The 13,956-nt window shown below is 68.7% G+C and carries 20 protein-coding genes; 14 read left to right on the top strand and 6 right to left on the bottom strand.

The annotated features are described in order from the left end of the window. Positions 1 to 116: 116 nt before the first annotated feature. The 3 genes from AC3WOH_RS29985 to AC3WOH_RS29975 all read left to right on the top strand — a co-directional run bounded on the left by AC3WOH_RS29985 (position 117) and on the right by AC3WOH_RS29975 (position 2,307). Complete coding sequence (locus AC3WOH_RS29985) at positions 117 to 566, top strand: hypothetical protein (RefSeq protein WP_492232950.1); 450 nt, start codon at positions 117 to 119, stop codon at positions 564 to 566. A gap of 45 nt (positions 567 to 611) precedes the next feature. Further along, entirely contained in the window at positions 612 to 869 is a 258-nt protein-coding gene (locus AC3WOH_RS29980) for a hypothetical protein (RefSeq protein ID WP_492232949.1), read from the top strand. 184 nt (positions 870 to 1,053) lie between these two features. Continuing rightward, positions 1,054 to 2,307 carry an alpha/beta hydrolase family protein gene (locus AC3WOH_RS29975; protein WP_492232948.1) on the top strand — a complete coding sequence of 418 codons (1,254 nt, stop codon included), beginning with the start codon at positions 1,054 to 1,056 and terminating at the stop codon, positions 2,305 to 2,307. 95 nt (positions 2,308 to 2,402) lie between these two features. On the opposite strand, the gene AC3WOH_RS29970 is transcribed toward AC3WOH_RS29975, so the two are convergent. Together AC3WOH_RS29970 and AC3WOH_RS29965 are read right to left on the bottom strand one after the other, a co-directional pair. Then, entirely contained in the window at positions 2,403 to 2,924 is a 522-nt protein-coding gene (locus AC3WOH_RS29970) for a DUF2059 domain-containing protein (RefSeq protein WP_492232947.1), read from the bottom strand. Between the two features lie 116 nt (positions 2,925 to 3,040). Then, complete coding sequence (locus tag AC3WOH_RS29965; protein WP_492232946.1) at positions 3,041 to 3,520, bottom strand: SRPBCC family protein; 480 nt, start codon at positions 3,518 to 3,520, stop codon at positions 3,041 to 3,043. Positions 3,521 to 3,590: 70 nt separating this feature from the next. On the opposite strand from AC3WOH_RS29965, the gene AC3WOH_RS29960 reads away from it, so the two are divergent. After that, positions 3,591 to 3,989 (top strand): MerR family transcriptional regulator, encoded by a 399-nt coding sequence (locus AC3WOH_RS29960; protein ID WP_492232945.1) that lies wholly within the window; start codon positions 3,591 to 3,593, stop codon positions 3,987 to 3,989. Here AC3WOH_RS29960 and AC3WOH_RS29955 read toward each other — a convergent pair. Next, positions 3,969 to 5,420 carry a sensor histidine kinase gene (locus AC3WOH_RS29955; RefSeq protein WP_492232944.1) on the bottom strand — a complete coding sequence of 484 codons (1,452 nt, stop codon included), beginning with the start codon at positions 5,418 to 5,420 and terminating at the stop codon, positions 3,969 to 3,971. The genes AC3WOH_RS29960 and AC3WOH_RS29955 overlap by 21 nt on opposite strands. Next, positions 5,417 to 6,073, bottom strand: a complete 657-nt coding sequence (locus AC3WOH_RS29950) for a response regulator (protein ID WP_492232943.1) — start codon at positions 6,071 to 6,073, stop codon at positions 5,417 to 5,419. Before AC3WOH_RS29950 ends, AC3WOH_RS29955 begins: the two co-directional genes overlap by 4 nt. A gap of 95 nt (positions 6,074 to 6,168) precedes the next feature. Here AC3WOH_RS29950 and AC3WOH_RS29945 point away from each other — a divergent pair, with 95 nt between their 5' ends. From AC3WOH_RS29945 to AC3WOH_RS29915, 7 genes are all read left to right on the top strand, one after another. Continuing rightward, positions 6,169 to 8,223: an alpha/beta hydrolase family protein gene (locus tag AC3WOH_RS29945; RefSeq protein ID WP_492232942.1), complete on the top strand. Its 2,055-nt coding sequence runs from the start codon at positions 6,169 to 6,171 to the stop codon at positions 8,221 to 8,223. A 13-nt stretch (positions 8,224 to 8,236) separates the two neighbouring features. Beyond that, positions 8,237 to 8,614, top strand: coding sequence for a hypothetical protein (locus tag AC3WOH_RS29940; RefSeq protein ID WP_492232941.1), 378 nt, complete (start codon positions 8,237 to 8,239; stop codon positions 8,612 to 8,614). A 96-nt stretch (positions 8,615 to 8,710) separates the two neighbouring features. Next, positions 8,711 to 9,274 (top strand): GNAT family N-acetyltransferase, encoded by a 564-nt coding sequence (locus AC3WOH_RS29935; RefSeq protein ID WP_492232985.1) that lies wholly within the window; start codon positions 8,711 to 8,713, stop codon positions 9,272 to 9,274. Positions 9,275 to 9,369: 95 nt separating this feature from the next. After that, positions 9,370 to 9,606: a hypothetical protein gene (locus tag AC3WOH_RS29930; RefSeq protein WP_492232940.1), complete on the top strand. Its 237-nt coding sequence runs from the start codon at positions 9,370 to 9,372 to the stop codon at positions 9,604 to 9,606. Between the two features lie 208 nt (positions 9,607 to 9,814). After that, positions 9,815 to 10,528 (top strand): hypothetical protein, encoded by a 714-nt coding sequence (locus tag AC3WOH_RS29925; RefSeq protein WP_492232939.1) that lies wholly within the window; start codon positions 9,815 to 9,817, stop codon positions 10,526 to 10,528. Between the two features lie 137 nt (positions 10,529 to 10,665). Further along, on the top strand, positions 10,666 to 10,884 hold the full coding sequence (locus AC3WOH_RS29920) for a hypothetical protein (protein ID WP_492232938.1): 219 nt from the start codon (positions 10,666 to 10,668) through the stop codon (positions 10,882 to 10,884). Between the two features lie 16 nt (positions 10,885 to 10,900). After that, a complete protein-coding gene (locus tag AC3WOH_RS29915; RefSeq protein WP_492232937.1) occupies positions 10,901 to 11,713 on the top strand; it encodes a YkgJ family cysteine cluster protein in 813 nt (270 codons plus the stop codon). Between the two features lie 16 nt (positions 11,714 to 11,729). Here AC3WOH_RS29915 and AC3WOH_RS29910 read toward each other — a convergent pair whose 3' ends face one another. Beyond that, entirely contained in the window at positions 11,730 to 12,110 is a 381-nt protein-coding gene (locus tag AC3WOH_RS29910) for a GNAT family N-acetyltransferase (protein ID WP_492232936.1), read from the bottom strand. A 471-nt stretch (positions 12,111 to 12,581) separates the two neighbouring features. Between AC3WOH_RS29910 and AC3WOH_RS29905 the strand changes: the two genes are divergently transcribed. The 3 genes from AC3WOH_RS29905 to AC3WOH_RS29895 are packed head-to-tail and all read left to right on the top strand — an operon-like array spanning position 12,582 to position 13,558. Further along, a complete protein-coding gene (locus AC3WOH_RS29905; RefSeq protein ID WP_492232935.1) occupies positions 12,582 to 12,734 on the top strand; it encodes a hypothetical protein in 153 nt (50 codons plus the stop codon). A gap of 19 nt (positions 12,735 to 12,753) precedes the next feature. Further along, positions 12,754 to 13,158: a hypothetical protein gene (locus AC3WOH_RS29900; RefSeq protein ID WP_492232934.1), complete on the top strand. Its 405-nt coding sequence runs from the start codon at positions 12,754 to 12,756 to the stop codon at positions 13,156 to 13,158. Positions 13,159 to 13,195: 37 nt separating this feature from the next. Further along, positions 13,196 to 13,558, top strand: a complete 363-nt coding sequence (locus AC3WOH_RS29895) for an SMI1/KNR4 family protein (RefSeq protein WP_492232933.1) — start codon at positions 13,196 to 13,198, stop codon at positions 13,556 to 13,558. A gap of 57 nt (positions 13,559 to 13,615) precedes the next feature. Here the strand turns inward: AC3WOH_RS29895 and AC3WOH_RS29890 are convergent, their stop codons facing one another. Continuing rightward, positions 13,616 to 13,927 carry a hypothetical protein gene (locus tag AC3WOH_RS29890; protein WP_492232932.1) on the bottom strand — a complete coding sequence of 104 codons (312 nt, stop codon included), beginning with the start codon at positions 13,925 to 13,927 and terminating at the stop codon, positions 13,616 to 13,618. Between the last annotated feature and the right edge of the window lie 29 nt (positions 13,928 to 13,956).

Here is a 13,956-nt window from a genome sequence, read left to right as displayed (position 1 = left end):
CCTGACATTTTGTTTCATGCTGCATGATATGCCACGACGCGCCCCCACAGCGTAGGACGCCATCGACGATGCCCTGCGCTACCATTCGCCTCGACAACAACGGGAGGATCGGCAGCATGCGACGACGACTGGCAGCAGCAGGATGGGCCATGGCTGGGGCAGCAGTGCTGGCCGGGTGCGCCACGGCACCCGACAAGCTCAAGGATTCGGACTTCAACATCCGCGAGGTGGTGCTGGCCATGCCGGCCAAGGAGGCTTCAGCCGCCTTCCGCGACACCATGCGCCATTGCAGCCGGGGCACGGCGTTCTGGGGAAACACCCTCGGCAAACCGGACTGCGGCCAGGAAGGCGCCGACGGCTCCATGACCTGCAACATCTACGCGGACAAGGGAATGGGCCTGGGGCGATCCAACGTCGTGCTGGGCATCATCAACATCCAGCCCGCGGCTGCAGGCAGCACCGCCACGCTCAAGGTGCAGACCTGGGTAGGTCGCAACCATGTGATCCTCGACACCTGGGAGAAATACGTGCGCGGCGAGCGCAAGGAAGCCTGTCCGGGCAAATAGGCGGCGCAAACCACCGCAGCACCAGCCAACGGAGGGACGCTGTCCATGGACGAAATCATCACCATCGCGCTCAGCGCGCTGCTCACCCTGATCGGGCGCTTCTTTCTGCGCGTCGCCAGCCTGGGCCAATGGAAATGCGAACCCATGGGCAGCGATGCGCACCGCATTCACAGCGCGGCGGGCGCCCTGTCGTATCGGCACGATGGCCGGCGTGTGGTGACGCCCACTGGCCAGATGCTGGCTGGTACCCTGCTCTGCGCCAGCCCGCTGCTGTTGCTGCTGATGGTCCATGTTCTGAGGTAAGCACCTTTGGCCAGCGTTAAGAGAGCCTCTGCACAATGGCGGGATGCAACGACCTGAATCTGCCCGCATCGCCGGCCTGCTGCTTCTGCTGTGCGGGGCAGCCACAGCGCAACCGCAAGCCGCGCCCACAGCAGCGCCCCCGGCACCGGCCAGTGCTGCTGCAGCCACTGCATGGCCGGCCTACATGCCCCACCTCTCCCCCGCCCCGACGGAAAGCGCGGTGGCAGCCGCACTGCCACCCGATGTAGCCGTCACCCCGCCCGACGCCGCCCTGCCCGCCGCCAAGGCCCGCTTCAGCGGCGTGTGGCAGGGCGCGGCCTGTGCGGCGCGGGCCTGCGACATCCGCATCGCCGTGGAGTCGGTCACGACCACCGGCGCCACGGTGGTCTATGCCGGGGCCAACGAACAGCAACCCCAGATCACGGACCGCACGCAGGCCACGTTTGTCGGCAGCGAGCTGCACGCACGGCTGCACACCGGCGCCCGGCTGGTGATGCGCCTTCGCGAAGGCGGCGGTGAGCTGGAGATCGCCGCCTGGCGCCCCGAGACGCGTCTGCTGCTGGCCAGTGTGCTCAGCAAGCAGGCCCTGGCACCGCGCTATGCCCGCTCCGTCGAGCGCCTGCCCACGCCCTGGGTTGGCGACGATGGCCGCGCCCAGACGCTGGAGGCGGTGGTCTACCGCCCGCTGGGCGCCAGGGGCCCGCTGCCCACGGTGGTGTTCAACCACGGCTCCACGGGCGCGGGCAACCGACCCGAGTGGTTCGGTTTCACCTGGACGAGCCCCGAGGTGGCCGAGTACTTCACGGCCAAGGGCTGGCAGGTGGTCTTTCCCCAGCGGCGCGGGCGCGGCAAGTCCGACGGGCTGTACGACGAAGGCTTTGGCGCCACCCGCTCGGCCGGCTACTCCTGCGAGCCCGCCCTCTCGCTCCCGGGCTTGGACCGTGCCATTGCCGACCTCGATGTGGTGATGGCCCACCTGCAGCAGCGCCCCGATGTGGACAAGGCGCGCCTTCTGATCGGCGGGGTCTCGCGCGGCGGCATTCTGTCGGTGGCCTATGCGGGCACCCGGCCCGGCATGTTCCTGGGTGTGGTCAATTTCGTGGGCGGCTGGCTCGGCGATGCCTGCAGGGAGGCCGCCGTGGCCGTCAACCGCAACGGCTTCACGCGCGGCGCGGCCTTCGCCCGGCCCACGCTGTGGCTGTACGGCGAGCACGATGCCTACTACCTGCTGGAGCACAGCCGCGCCAGCTTCGACGCCTTCCGCGCAGCGGGCGGCCAGGGCCGCTTCGTGGGCTACGCGCTGCCGACCGGGCAGGATGGGCACGGCATCCACAACCACCCGGCGCTTTGGCAGGCCGACCTGGATGGCTACATGGCACAGGTGCTGCAGGCTGCGGGGCGCAGCAGGCCGGTGGCTGATGGCAACGCAGCGCGTTGACGTGGGAACGCCCACCGCAAGCACCATCTCCGCGAAGTCAAGCGATTGTGCCCCGGCAGGTGATCGCACCGGCCCGGAAGCACAAGGACGTCGGTTCAGCGCTTTGCCGGGGCCGGTTGCTGCAGGTCTTTCATCAGCCCGGCGAGCAGTGCGGTCGTGCGGGCCTGACCTTCATTGTTCATCCACGCCGAGAAGGCCGACATGGCGGCCTTGTTGGCCGCAACCTCTTTCTTGCCGATGGGCGACTCGTAGTGCTTCAGGATCTCGCGCAGGTCACTGACCGACAGATCGGCACCATAGCTGGCCACCCACTTCGCGGCCAACTCCCGGGCTGAAAACATCTGCGTGCAGCGGATCAGAAAGCGGTCGAACGCGGCCTTTTGCGCCTCACTCGCCTCGCCACCGCTTTGGCCCACGATGTCACCCAGCAGCTTGGCGCCATAGCCCTTCAAAGACTCGCGCTGGTCTGCCAGCTGCTGCTCGAATTGGTCCTGGACCCCTTGCGCTGCGGCGATCTTCTGCACCAGCTCCTGCCGGCTTTCCTGGGCAAAGGCTGCGGGCACAGAACCGCAGACGAGGGCCGCGACGGCGAAGTGGAAAAGGCGATGGTGGTGCATGGGTCTTTCTCGGTGGAAAATTCGACACAGGTTGCCCCGGTAGAGGCCCGCCTAATGTATCCCGCCCACTGGGCCGAAGGGGGTCGCGCTCCACCCCCCGAACGGGTGACCCCCCGTCACCCCGCTGACCGCACGGGTGCCGCCGCGCCCGCCTCCAGCCGCCGCTTCAGCGCTTGCATGCCTGCGCCAGCGCGGGCGGCCATCACGCGCCGTGCCATCGGCAGCAGCAGGTAGCGCACGGCCGGGCTGGCGCTGCGGCTGAACATGCGCCAGGTCAGCTCGCACGAGCCCGGGGCCGCCTCCGCCAGGGTAATCTCCATGCGCGGGAGCAGCGGCAGCAGCCGCCCCTCGGTGGCAAAGAAATGGGGCGAGCGCGACTCCTTCACCTGCAGGCGGATCTGCCGGTGCCCGCGCCATGGCAGGCGCACGGTCTCCAGGTACTGCTTGCCAGGCTGGCCCGGGGCGAGCGCGTCGGCCCCCGCCATGGCCACGACGCCAGGAAACCACTCTGCGAACCGCTCCATGTCGGACACGTAGGCAAACACTTCCGGCACCGGCCGCTCGATGTGCACCATTGTTTCAACCAACAAATGCATGGGCTCTCCCCTCTCAAAAGAGGCCATGCTATTGTGTAGAGTGCACTCTACAGTCAAGGAATGTTTCCTCATGCGCATTGCCGAACTGGAAAGCCGCACCGGCCTGGGCCGCCATGCGCTGCGCTTCTACGAGCGCGAGGGCCTGCTGACCGGTGTGCGCCGCGGCGCCAACAACTACCGCGACTACCCCGAGTCGGCCGTGCGCGACGCCACCCTGCTCCAGCAGTTGCAGTCGCTGGGCTTCTCGCTCAAGGAGATCGGCGAGGTGCTTGCGGCCATGCGCGCCAAAAGCATCGACTGCGCCCAGGGTGCCCTGCTGATGGCGCAAAAGCGCGCCGCCGTGGATGCGCAGATTGCCCAGTTGCGCCAGGTGAGCAAGGTGCTGGCACGCGAGCAGCAGCGGCTGCAGGAGCGCGCCGCGCAGCACCTGCAGGGCAAGGCGCCGGCCTCAGCCTCCCGCCCCCGGTAGCGGCACCCGCACGAAGAAGCCCACCCCCTTGCCGCCCAGCCCCTCCCCCACGCGCACCTGGCCACCCATGCGCAGCGCGGCCTGGCGCACGATGGCCAGGCCCAGGCCGGAGCCGTTGGCGGCATGACCCAGGCCGCGGTAGAAGCGCTCGAAGATGCGCTGGTGCTCGCTGGCGGCGATGCCGGGGCCGTCGTCCTGCACGGCCAGGTGCAGATGGCCGCCCTGCTGCGCGAGCGTGAGGGCCACGTTGCCGCCTTCGTGCGCATAGCGCAGCGCGTTGTCGATGAGGTTGTGGGCGATGGACTCCAGCGCGGGCAGATCGAGCCGCGCGGGCAGGCTGTCGGGGGCGTCGAGGGAGAGTTCGATGTGCCGCGCCATGGCCTGGGGCGCAGCCTGGGCCAGTGCGGCGCGCAGCCACTGCGCCACGTCAAGCTCGCGCGGCGCGGGGCGCTGGGCCTCGTCCAGCGCGGCCAGGTCCAGCAGCTGCTGGGCCAGGTGCGAGGTGCGGGCGATGGCATCTTCCAGATGGGCCTGGGCCTCGGTGCGCTCGTGCGCGTTGGGTGAGCGGGCCATCACATGGGCCTGGGCGGTGATGACCGCCAGCGGGGTGCGGATCTCGTGCGCGGCATCCTGCACGAAGGCGCGCTCGCGCTCGACCTTGGCGCGCAGTTGGGCGAGCAGGCTGTCCAGCGACTGCTCCAGCGGCTGCAGCTCGCGGTGCCGGGCGTTGAAGCCCACGGGCTGCAGCTCGTCGCTGCCGCGCTGGGCGATGCGCTGCGCCAGCTGCTGCAGGGGCCGCAGGCCGTTGCGCACCGACAGCCACACGGGCAGCAGCACAAAGGGCGCGGCCAGCAGCAGGTAGGGCACCAGGTAGCGGCCGTTGTAGTGCAGGTAGTCGGCGTCGGCGCGCTTGGGCTCCAGGATGCGCAGCACCCAGCGCTCGCTGCGCCCGGTGTAGATGCGGTAGGGCCGGCCCTGCACGCTCGCTTCGACCAGCCCGGAACCCGGGCCCGCAGCGGGCGGCGGTGGCAGGTCCATGCCCTGCAGGCCGCTGGCGGCATAGACCGGTTGGCCCGAGGCGCGGTCGTGCAGTTCGTGCAGCAGCACGCCGGGCAGCAGGCCGATCTGGCGGCGGCGCACATTGGTCCAGTGGTCGGTGGCGGCCAGGGCCGCCGCCGCATGCGCGGGGTCCGCCATGCCGGCCAGCGACTCCAGCACGGCGTCCCCGTACTTGAGCATGCCCGGGTCGTAGGTAATGGCCTGCTTGTACTTGTAGTAGTTGTAGCCCAGCAGCACGGCCCACACCAGCACGAAGGCCACCATGACCGAGGCCACGCTGCGGCGCACCAGCGTGGGCTCGGCCAGCCGCCGCCACAGGGCGCGCAAGCGCCCCTGGGGCCTGGGTGGCAGCGTATCGGTCACGGCGCTCATGGCTGAAGCAGGTAGCCCACGCCGCGCACGGTGCGGATGGCTTCGGCACCGATCTTGCGGCGCAGGTTGGAGACATGCACCTCGATGGCGCCAAAGTCCACCGGCTCGCCCAGCGGGTCCAGGCGCTGCGCGAGCACGCCCTTGGGCACCACGGCGCCAGGCTCGCGCGCCAGCTCCAGCAAGAGCTGGAACTCGCGCGGCGACAAATCCAGCGCCTGGCCGCCGCGCTGGGCCTGGTGGCGCCGGGGCTCGATCACCAGGTCGCCCAGGGCCCAGCGCTCGCTGGCCTGGCGGGCACTGCGGCGCAGCACGGCGCGGATGCGCGACATCAGCTCGGCCGTGGCAAAGGGCTTCACGACGAAGTCGTCGGCCCCGCCGTCAAGCCCGGCCAGCCGGTCTTCGACCGCCGAGCGCGCGGTGATGACGATGATGGGCACCTGCTCGCCCTGCGCGCGCCAGCGCGCGAGCAGGTCAAAGCCGCTGCCGTCGGGCAGGGTCAGGTCCAGCAGCACGCAGTCCACCGTGGTCGGGTCCACCGCCAGGGGCGCGTCCACGGCGCGGCGCAGCCACTCGCTGGTCAGGCCCTCCACCTTCAGCGCGGACTGCAGGGCGCGGCCCAGGTCCAGGTCGTCTTCGATCAGCAGGATGTGCATGGTGGCGCCTATTGTGGCGCGGGCGGGCCGGCCCCGGCATCTGCAGGGTGCGTGCCTTTGGCTGGCGTTAAGCAAGGTGTTTGCACAATGGCCGCATGCATCCCGACCACCACCACGACCATTCCGCACCACCCCGAGGCCATGGCACGCTGACCGCCACACCCCGACCACGCGGGCCCGCCCGCCTGGCGCTGGCCGTGGCGGTGGCGACGGGCCTGCTGGCCCTGGCCGGCTGCGCCACCGGGCCCACGCATCCCTCGCTGGCGGCAGCCGGTGCGCAGTTGCCCGCGCTGATCCCGGTGCGCGACTTCGTCACCAGCCTGGAGGGCACGGGCAACTACCGCATCTCGCCCGACGGCACGCGCCTGGCGTGGATGGGCGTGTCGGGCCTGCAGCCCGCCGTCTGGGTACGGACGATGGGACACGCCGATGCGCGCGCCCACCCCATCCGTGCGCGCAGCCTGCGCTGGTCGGCCGATAGCCGCTACCTGGTCGCCACGGTGGACGCCACCGGCGACGAGAACACCCACCTCCACGCCCTGGCGGTGGACCGCGCCGACGCAGGCTGGGTGGACCTGACGCCCTTTGGCAAGACGCTCAGCGCCCTGGTGCAGACCGTGCAGGGCAGCCCCGAGTTGATGGTGACCAGCAACCGGCGCGACCGCAAAGTCTTTGACCTGTACCGCGTGGACCCGCGCACCGGCACGCACACCGTGGTGGCAACCAACCCCGGCAATGTGAGCCACTGGGTCGTGGACCGCCAGGGCCGGCTGCGCGCGCGCGCCACCCTGGCCGGCGACCAGGTCACGCTGCAGCGCCCCGATGCAGCCGCACCCGGCGGCTGGCGCGACGGCATGCAGTGGAACCGTTTCGACGCCGTGCGCCTGCTGGACGCCGCCGAAGACGATGGCGAGCACATGTGGGCCCTGTCCGCACGCGGGCGTGACAAGAAGGCCCTGGTGCGCCTGCGCCTGGCCGACGGCGCCGAGACCGTGGTGCACGCCAGCGACGACGTGGACCTGGACCACGCCCTCATCAGCCCGCGCACGCAGCAGCCGCTGGTGGCCTATTCCCTGCCCGACTACCCGCGCCGCGAGGTGTTCGACGCCCGGCTGCGCGAGCGGCTGGACGCGCTGGCCGGCAGCGAGCCGGCCGAGGTCTCCATCACCAGCATGGACGACAGCGAGCGCACCCTGACCGCCGTGGTCGCCACCGACCGCGGCCAGCGCAGCTACCTGCTGCCGGCCGATGGCCCGCCCGAGCTGCTGGGCGAATCCGGCCTGAGCCTGGTGCGCGGCACCCTGGCCCGCAGCCGCCCCATCGCCCTGACCGCGCGCGACGGCCTGCCGCTGCACGGCTACCTGACCCTGCCCGAAGGGGTGGAGCCACGAAACCTGCCCCTGGTGCTGCTGGTGCATGGCGGCCCCTGGGCGCGCGACCGCTGGACGGTGGGGCCCACCAGCCGCTCGATGCAGCAGTTCCTGGCCAACCGCGGCTACGCGGTGCTGCAGATCAACTACCGCGGCTCCAGCGGTTACGGCCGCGCCTTCATGGAAAAGGCCATCGGCGAGTTTGCCGGCCGCATGCACGACGACCTGGTCGACGGCGTGCGCTGGGCCTTGCAGCAAGGCATTGCCGACCCCGCGCGCGTGGCCATCCAGGGCGCCAGCTACGGCGGCTACGCGGCCCTGGTGGGCGCCACCTTCACGCCCGAGGTGTTTGCCTGCGCCATCGACGTGGTGGGCATGTCCAGCCTGGCCCTGCTGCTGGAAAAAGCTCCGCCCTACTGGGAGATGGGCATTGCCGGCTGGCACCGCTATGTGGGTGACCCGGCCCGGCCCGAAGACCGCCGCACCATGGACGCCAAGTCGCCGCTGTTCAAGGTGGGGCCCGAGACACGCCCCCTGCTCATCATGCACGGCGTGAACGATGTGCGCGTGACGCTGGAGCAGTCCGAACGCATGGTGCAGGCCCTGCGCCAGGCCGGCCGCCCGGTGCAGTACGTCACCTTCCAGGGCGACGGCCACGGCAACCAGCGCTGGCCCAACAACCTCACCATGTACCGCAAGACCGAGGACTTCCTGGCCCAGTGCCTGGGCGGGCGCAGCAGCGGCTTTGACTACTACCAGCTGGGCGCCTGGGCGTTCTGAAGACAATCCACCGATGCACTTTGACACCCCGCTCGCACCCATCACCTTGCGCCCCTTTGCCGGTCCCGAGGACTTCGAGGCCATGGTGGCCTGCGCCAACGCCAGCTTTGCGGCCGACGGTACGGGCTTCTTCCGCACGGTGGAAGACGTGGCGCGGGACTATGCCAGCTTCACCAGTTGCGTACCCGAGCGCGATGTGTGGATCACCGATACCGGCAGCGAGATTGCGGGCTATGTGCGCTCCTGGCCCTGGGCCCAGGCCGACGGGCTGCAGCTGTACTCGCAGTTCGCTGTGGTCGCACCCCAGTGGCGAAAAGAGCCTGTTTACGATCTTTTCAGGGCCGCGCAAGCACCTTGCCGGGATGGGATGCAAGGCGCGGTGTGCAGTTGATAGCCCGGCTATCAACAAGCGCCGCAACGCCGCAGACCGCCCGGCAAGGCTCTTGCCCGAAGGGTTGGGGCGAAATCGGGCGATTGGACGCCCCGGCTGCTTGCATGGGCACGAGCCCATGCGGCGCACCCGAAGCATCCACTCATCCCGATTGCGCCCCAACGCGGCCTTGAAAAGATCGTAAACAGGCTCTTAGGGCATCGGCGCTGCGCTGCATGCCTGGCTGGAAGAGCGCCAGCGCACCCAGGCTGCCGCAGAGCACCACAGGGCCCCGCGGCATGCCCACCATGCCTTCGTCACCCAGGGAGAGACCGCGCGCGCCCCATCTTCCAGCCCCACCTGTGGCAGGTGGCCTGGGACAGGCAATCGCACCAGGTGGCCGGCCAGGTGCGCACCTACATCGATGCCGCCTGGAACCAGGGCAACGGCCGCCAGCGCGGCTGGACCGAGTTCATCAGCGTGGGCGAGCCCTGGCGCCGCCGCGGCCTGGCCCGCGCGCTGATCTCGCACAGCCTGCGCGCCCAGGCCGCCGCCGGCATGACCGAGTCGGGCCTGGGTGTGGACAGCCAGAACGCCAGCGGCGCCAACCGCGTGTACGAGGACTGCGGCTTTGGGGTGGACCGGCGCAACTGCGCGTACCGCAAGGTGCTGGTGGCGTAGGGGGCAGCGCCCGCCATCCCGGTGCCCACCCCTCTTGGCCGCCGCATCCGCTACGATGACAACCATCGGCAGCACACGAGAAGGCCCGCAACGACATGGTGTATGAATTTCTGCTCGCCCTCACCGGCCAGGTGGTGTTGCGCGCGGCAACGCTCGGCCGTCTGGAGTGCCAGGACCTGGGCAGCAAAGACCACCGCATGCACGGTGCATCGGGCGCCCTGTGGTACACCCACGATAACCGCCGCCTGGTCACGCCCACGGGGCAGATGCTGGTCGGGCTGGTGTTCTATGTTGTGATCGCACTGGTGCTGGCGGGCCAGGCCTTAGGTTGAGGAAGGCGGTTGCTCTGCACTGCGCTACTCCGTGCCGCGTGTCATGCCGCGCTGATACGAGGGGCCAAAGCCTCAGGCACCCAACTCGGGCCGCGGCGCTGCCACGACTGGCCACTGAGGTGGCGGCCTGACTTGAACCCAACAGCCTCCACAGAGCCCGGGGCGATTCATCTGGAATGACCTGCCGTAGACCCATAGAGGTACTCCCATGTTGAGATCCCTGCATCTTCTGCTGCTGGCCTTCCTGGCCGCACCGTCTTTCGCAGCGCCCCCTGACGCCCTTGGCCAGTGGATACCCAATGGTTGGAAGGTCATCACCCACAACGCAGGAGACCTGAACGGTGACGAAATGGACGATGTGGTGCTTGTCACTGAAGCAACCGATCCCGCCAATTTCAAGAAGAAGCCCGAGGGGTCTCTTGGACCGGACATCCTCAATTTGAATCCACGCCGTCTCACCATTCTCCTGCGGTCATCCAGTGGGCTGAAAGAAGTCCTGCGCAGGGATGATCTGCTCCCCAGCGAGAATGCTGAAGGCATGGATTGCTTGGCGGATCCACTCGAGAACGGTGGTGTGTCGATTGCGAGAGGCAATCTCGTCATCGAATTGCAAGATTGGCGAAGCTGCGGCAGCTATGGCGTGGTGAACGAAAAGTTCACTTTCCGCGCTCAGGGCACTCGGTTCCAGTTGGTTGGTTATGACCGCGATGAGTCTTCCCGCAGCACTGGCGAAAGATCCGAGTACAGCACCAATTATTTGACGGGCAAAAAGAAGACAACGACGGGGCTGAATGACTTCAGGGACTTCAAGGCCAAGGTCTCCTGGAAGAGGCTTGCGTCCCAGAGGGCTTTTTTCTTGAACGACATCTCCCTCTCTTGCGACGCAGCCGATCCAGCGCAAAAGGACAATTGGTGTCAGTAGCCATGCGTAACAGGGTTTCCCGGTGGCATGCCGCGCCGCGACGGCCACTGGCCGGCACCGGCACCGCACCTCCGGCAAACTGGTACCCTGCGGTATGGAGCCCATCCACTGAAGATCCTTTGATTGCCCAAGCCCCCATGAAAACCATCGACGAAATGCTGAGCCTGGACCTGCTCACCCCCGCCCAGCACACCGAGATCAGTGCCTGGATCGACCGCTCGGCCACGCCCGAGGAAATACTGCAGATGCCCTCTGCGCTGTGGCGCGCGGTGGAAAAGGCCAGCCAGGTGATGGGCATCGATGCCGACCTGCTGCGCCCGCCCGCGCTGGATGCGGGCGGCATGGTCACCGGTTAGCCGAGCGGGCCTGCCCGTGCAACTGAACTTTGCCTGCACCGAGTGCGGCCGCTGCTGCCAGAACCACCGGGTGCCGCTGTCGGTGTATGAGGCCATCGCCTGGCTGGACCGGGGCGGCGATGTGCACCTGCTGTGCGACGCCATTGCCTGGCCCGCCGAGCCTGCGCCAGGCGATGCGCCGGCGCAGTACCGGCGCCAGCGCAGCTTTGCCGCGGCCAGCGGGGCGCTGCCGGTGCGCGTGGGGGTGGTACTGGCCGCGTCCTTTCCGGGGCGCTGCCCGCACCTGCAGGGCGACAACCGCTGCGGCATCTACGCCGAGCGGCCGCGCGTGTGCCGCATCTACCCGGCGTCGATCAACCCCTTCGAGCCCCTGGGTACCGAATCCAAGGCCTGCCCGCCCGAGGCCTGGGACGCGCGCCACCCCGCCTTCGTGCGTGCAGGCCAGTTGGTGGACGCCGCCACCCTGCCCCTGATCGACGAGGCCCGCCGCCTGGCCGTGCAGGAGATGCCCGCCAAGCAGCGCCTGTGCGATGCGCTTGGCATACGGACTGCGGCCATGGCCAACGAAGGCTTTGCGGTGCACAAGCCCCCACGCGCCGTGCTGCTGGCGGCGCTGCAGCGGTGCAGCGACAGCGATGGCGCTGCCCCATCCGACCCGGCCCCCGGCCACTGGCAGTTGCTCAGCCACCAGCCGCAGACGCTGGAAATACTCCACGAGGTGGGCGCACAGGCGCAGCACGCGCACCAGGCTACGGACCTGGCAGTGGAGTACCTGGGCCTGCAGCCAGCGCCGCGGGATGGTCATCAAGCGCCCCACGCAGGCCCATGATGGTCAGCGCGCTCCGTCAGGAGGGGCGCCGCTTCTCCAGCCGGATGTCACCACCGCCGACATCCGTCTCGTGGCCCCAGCCCAGGTGGCGGTAAAAGCCCGCAGCGCGGCTGTGCCGGGCCGTCTCCAGCCAGGCCACGGGGTGCTGTGCGAACAGGGCCGCCTCACACGCGGCGACCAGTTGCCGCCCCAGGCCCCGGGCCCCGCAACCGGGCAGCACGAAGGCGGCGAACAGGCAGGCCTGCTGCAAGTCCACCATGGAAAAGCCCACGACCTCACCACCACCCGCCTCGGCCACCCAGGCGCAGGTCGGCGTGCTTTGCACGATCAGCGTGACGGCTTCGGGGGTGATGCCCAACTGCGCGAGCTGGTCCAGCGCCAAGGCGTTCTCCGTCACCGGGGTTCTGAGAACCTGTTCAAGATCTTTTTGCAGCCGCGTTGGAGTGCAATCGGGATGAGTGGATGCTTCGGGTGCGCCGCATGGGCTCGCGCCCATGCAAGCAGCCGGGGCATCCAATCGCCCGATTTCACTCCAACCCTTCGGGCAAGTGCCTTTTCGGGCGGTCTGCGGCGTTGCGGCGCTTGTTGATAGCTGAGCTATCAACTGCGCACCGCGCCTTGCATCCCATCCCGAAAAGGGACTTGCGCGGCTCCAAAAAGATCTTGAACAGGTTCTGGTGTGGAACATGGCACCCACATCGGCGGGCCGGGCCGGGCGGACCCGGGTGGGGGTGAAAGTCGGCAGGCAAGTGCTCATGGCTGCATTGGAACAGCATGGCGGGCATGCTGGACAACTTGTCCAGTGGCCCGCCCGATCGCTCCCTAGAATCCGTGCGCGGGAATGGGCAGGAGAAAGGGAGAGAACACCATGGAGAAACAGCCTATCGACGCACCGCAGATCCTGCGCCAGGCATGGACGCTCTGGAGCACGCGCGAGGCCCACAACCGGGCCAAGGCCAGGGCAGCCGCCAAGGCCGCCGCAACAAGCACCGAACCCCAGACCGATTCCACCCCAAGCTGAACCCGCCACCCACCCCACCATGTCCACCGAATACCTCGTTGCCGCACAGGCCCTCTGGGGCAGCGCAGACCGCGCCCTCACCGAAAAGACATTCGCCCTGGTGACGGCACGCGCCGCACCCTACAAGATCGAGATGGCGTTCGAAGCCTTTGGCCAGGATGCCGAGCAGCGGCTGTCCGCCATCCTCGACAAGCATTCCAACCTGTTCCGATCGCTGCAGTCGTGCACGCCCGGCGTGGAGGGCATTGCCCTGCGCTGGAACGGCTACGGCAGTGGCGAGCCCTTTCTCGAACGGGTTCTGGGCCTGCTCGCCGCCATGGGCCTGGCCGACGCGCACGGGCAGGCCGTGGGGGACGAGGGCAGCTACCACTGCCGCCTTGCAGCCGACGGGCTCGAGTGCGATTACGTGGACCTGGAACCGTGATGGGCGCACCTGCCACCGGCCTGGACCCAGGAGCCCCATGAAACCCTTGACCCCGCTTGAACTCGATGCACTGGAAGCCCGGCTGCAGCACCCCATCCCCGCGCCCTATCGCGAGTTGCTCACCCACACCGGAGCCGGCGAACATGGCGATGTGCAGGTCTACCACCCGTTGGAGATCGAAGAAGCCTACCAATACCACTTCGAGGAACCCGAGGAGCTGTTCAACACCTACTTCCCCTTCGGCTGCAACCAGCGCAGCCAGGAGATCTGGTTGATCCGGGTTTGTGACGGACGGGCAGCTGCGATCTGGCACGAGACGCACCCCGAGTCCTACCCCGATGAGCGCTGGCTGGACTGGGCACAGTGGCTGGCCGAGCATGGGCGGGGGCTGCCGGGCTGAGCCCGCCGTTCTGTCGGGGACCAAGGTCTGCCCGCCACAGCCAAGACTGACTGGTGCCTAGCCGAACAGCACCAGCGCGCAGAGCGCCACCCCGAAGGCCAGCGCGGCCACCAGCGTGCCCAAGATGCCGCGCTGCCAGCCCGCCAGGTCATCCCACTTGCTGGCCAGCGACAGGAAGGGATGCCCCGTCAGCAGCTCCAGAAAGCCCGTGAGCGCGAACGCCCCCGGCAGCCCCACCGCCACCAGGCCCCCACCAACGGGTACCTGGTGCCAGTGCACATGCACCCAATGCACCAGCACGCCGCACAGGCCGGCCAGCAGCCCGCCGCACAGCAGCTTGAGCGCGCCGCCGTTTCTCACCGATCCCATCATCACAGGCTCCCTCCCATCGTTGACTG

This window comes from Acidovorax sp. FW305-C-20-28 (genome assembly GCF_058783375.1).
The sequence above is the reverse complement of the archived record's forward strand: the minus strand, read 5'-3'. Positions and strand labels throughout refer to the sequence as shown.

Excerpts from the sequence above, each read along its gene's own strand:
- AC3WOH_RS29940 (WP_492232941.1), top strand. The coding sequence starts at position 8,237 with ATGCACTTTGACACCCCGCTCGCACCCATCACCTTGCGCCCCTTTGCC.
- AC3WOH_RS29905 (WP_492232935.1), top strand. The coding sequence starts at position 12,582 with ATGGAGAAACAGCCTATCGACGCACCGCAGATCCTGCGCCAGGCATGG.
- AC3WOH_RS29985 (WP_492232950.1), top strand. The coding sequence starts at position 117 with ATGCGACGACGACTGGCAGCAGCAGGATGGGCCATGGCTGGGGCAGCA.
- AC3WOH_RS29925 (WP_492232939.1), top strand. The coding sequence starts at position 9,815 with ATGTTGAGATCCCTGCATCTTCTGCTGCTGGCCTTCCTGGCCGCACCG.
- AC3WOH_RS29890 (WP_492232932.1), bottom strand. The coding sequence starts at position 13,927 with ATGGGATCGGTGAGAAACGGCGGCGCGCTCAAGCTGCTGTGCGGCGGG.
- AC3WOH_RS29895 (WP_492232933.1), top strand. The coding sequence starts at position 13,196 with ATGAAACCCTTGACCCCGCTTGAACTCGATGCACTGGAAGCCCGGCTG.
- AC3WOH_RS29945 (WP_492232942.1), top strand. The coding sequence starts at position 6,169 with ATGCATCCCGACCACCACCACGACCATTCCGCACCACCCCGAGGCCAT.
- AC3WOH_RS29975 (WP_492232948.1), top strand. The coding sequence starts at position 1,054 with ATGCCCCACCTCTCCCCCGCCCCGACGGAAAGCGCGGTGGCAGCCGCA.
- AC3WOH_RS29950 (WP_492232943.1), bottom strand. The coding sequence starts at position 6,073 with ATGCACATCCTGCTGATCGAAGACGACCTGGACCTGGGCCGCGCCCTG.
- AC3WOH_RS29900 (WP_492232934.1), top strand. The coding sequence starts at position 12,754 with ATGTCCACCGAATACCTCGTTGCCGCACAGGCCCTCTGGGGCAGCGCA.
- AC3WOH_RS29930 (WP_492232940.1), top strand. The coding sequence starts at position 9,370 with ATGGTGTATGAATTTCTGCTCGCCCTCACCGGCCAGGTGGTGTTGCGC.
- AC3WOH_RS29970 (WP_492232947.1), bottom strand. The coding sequence starts at position 2,924 with ATGCACCACCATCGCCTTTTCCACTTCGCCGTCGCGGCCCTCGTCTGC.
- AC3WOH_RS29920 (WP_492232938.1), top strand. The coding sequence starts at position 10,666 with ATGAAAACCATCGACGAAATGCTGAGCCTGGACCTGCTCACCCCCGCC.
- AC3WOH_RS29980 (WP_492232949.1), top strand. The coding sequence starts at position 612 with ATGGACGAAATCATCACCATCGCGCTCAGCGCGCTGCTCACCCTGATC.
- AC3WOH_RS29965 (WP_492232946.1), bottom strand. The coding sequence starts at position 3,520 with ATGCATTTGTTGGTTGAAACAATGGTGCACATCGAGCGGCCGGTGCCG.
- AC3WOH_RS29955 (WP_492232944.1), bottom strand. The coding sequence starts at position 5,420 with ATGAGCGCCGTGACCGATACGCTGCCACCCAGGCCCCAGGGGCGCTTG.
- AC3WOH_RS29960 (WP_492232945.1), top strand. The coding sequence starts at position 3,591 with ATGCGCATTGCCGAACTGGAAAGCCGCACCGGCCTGGGCCGCCATGCG.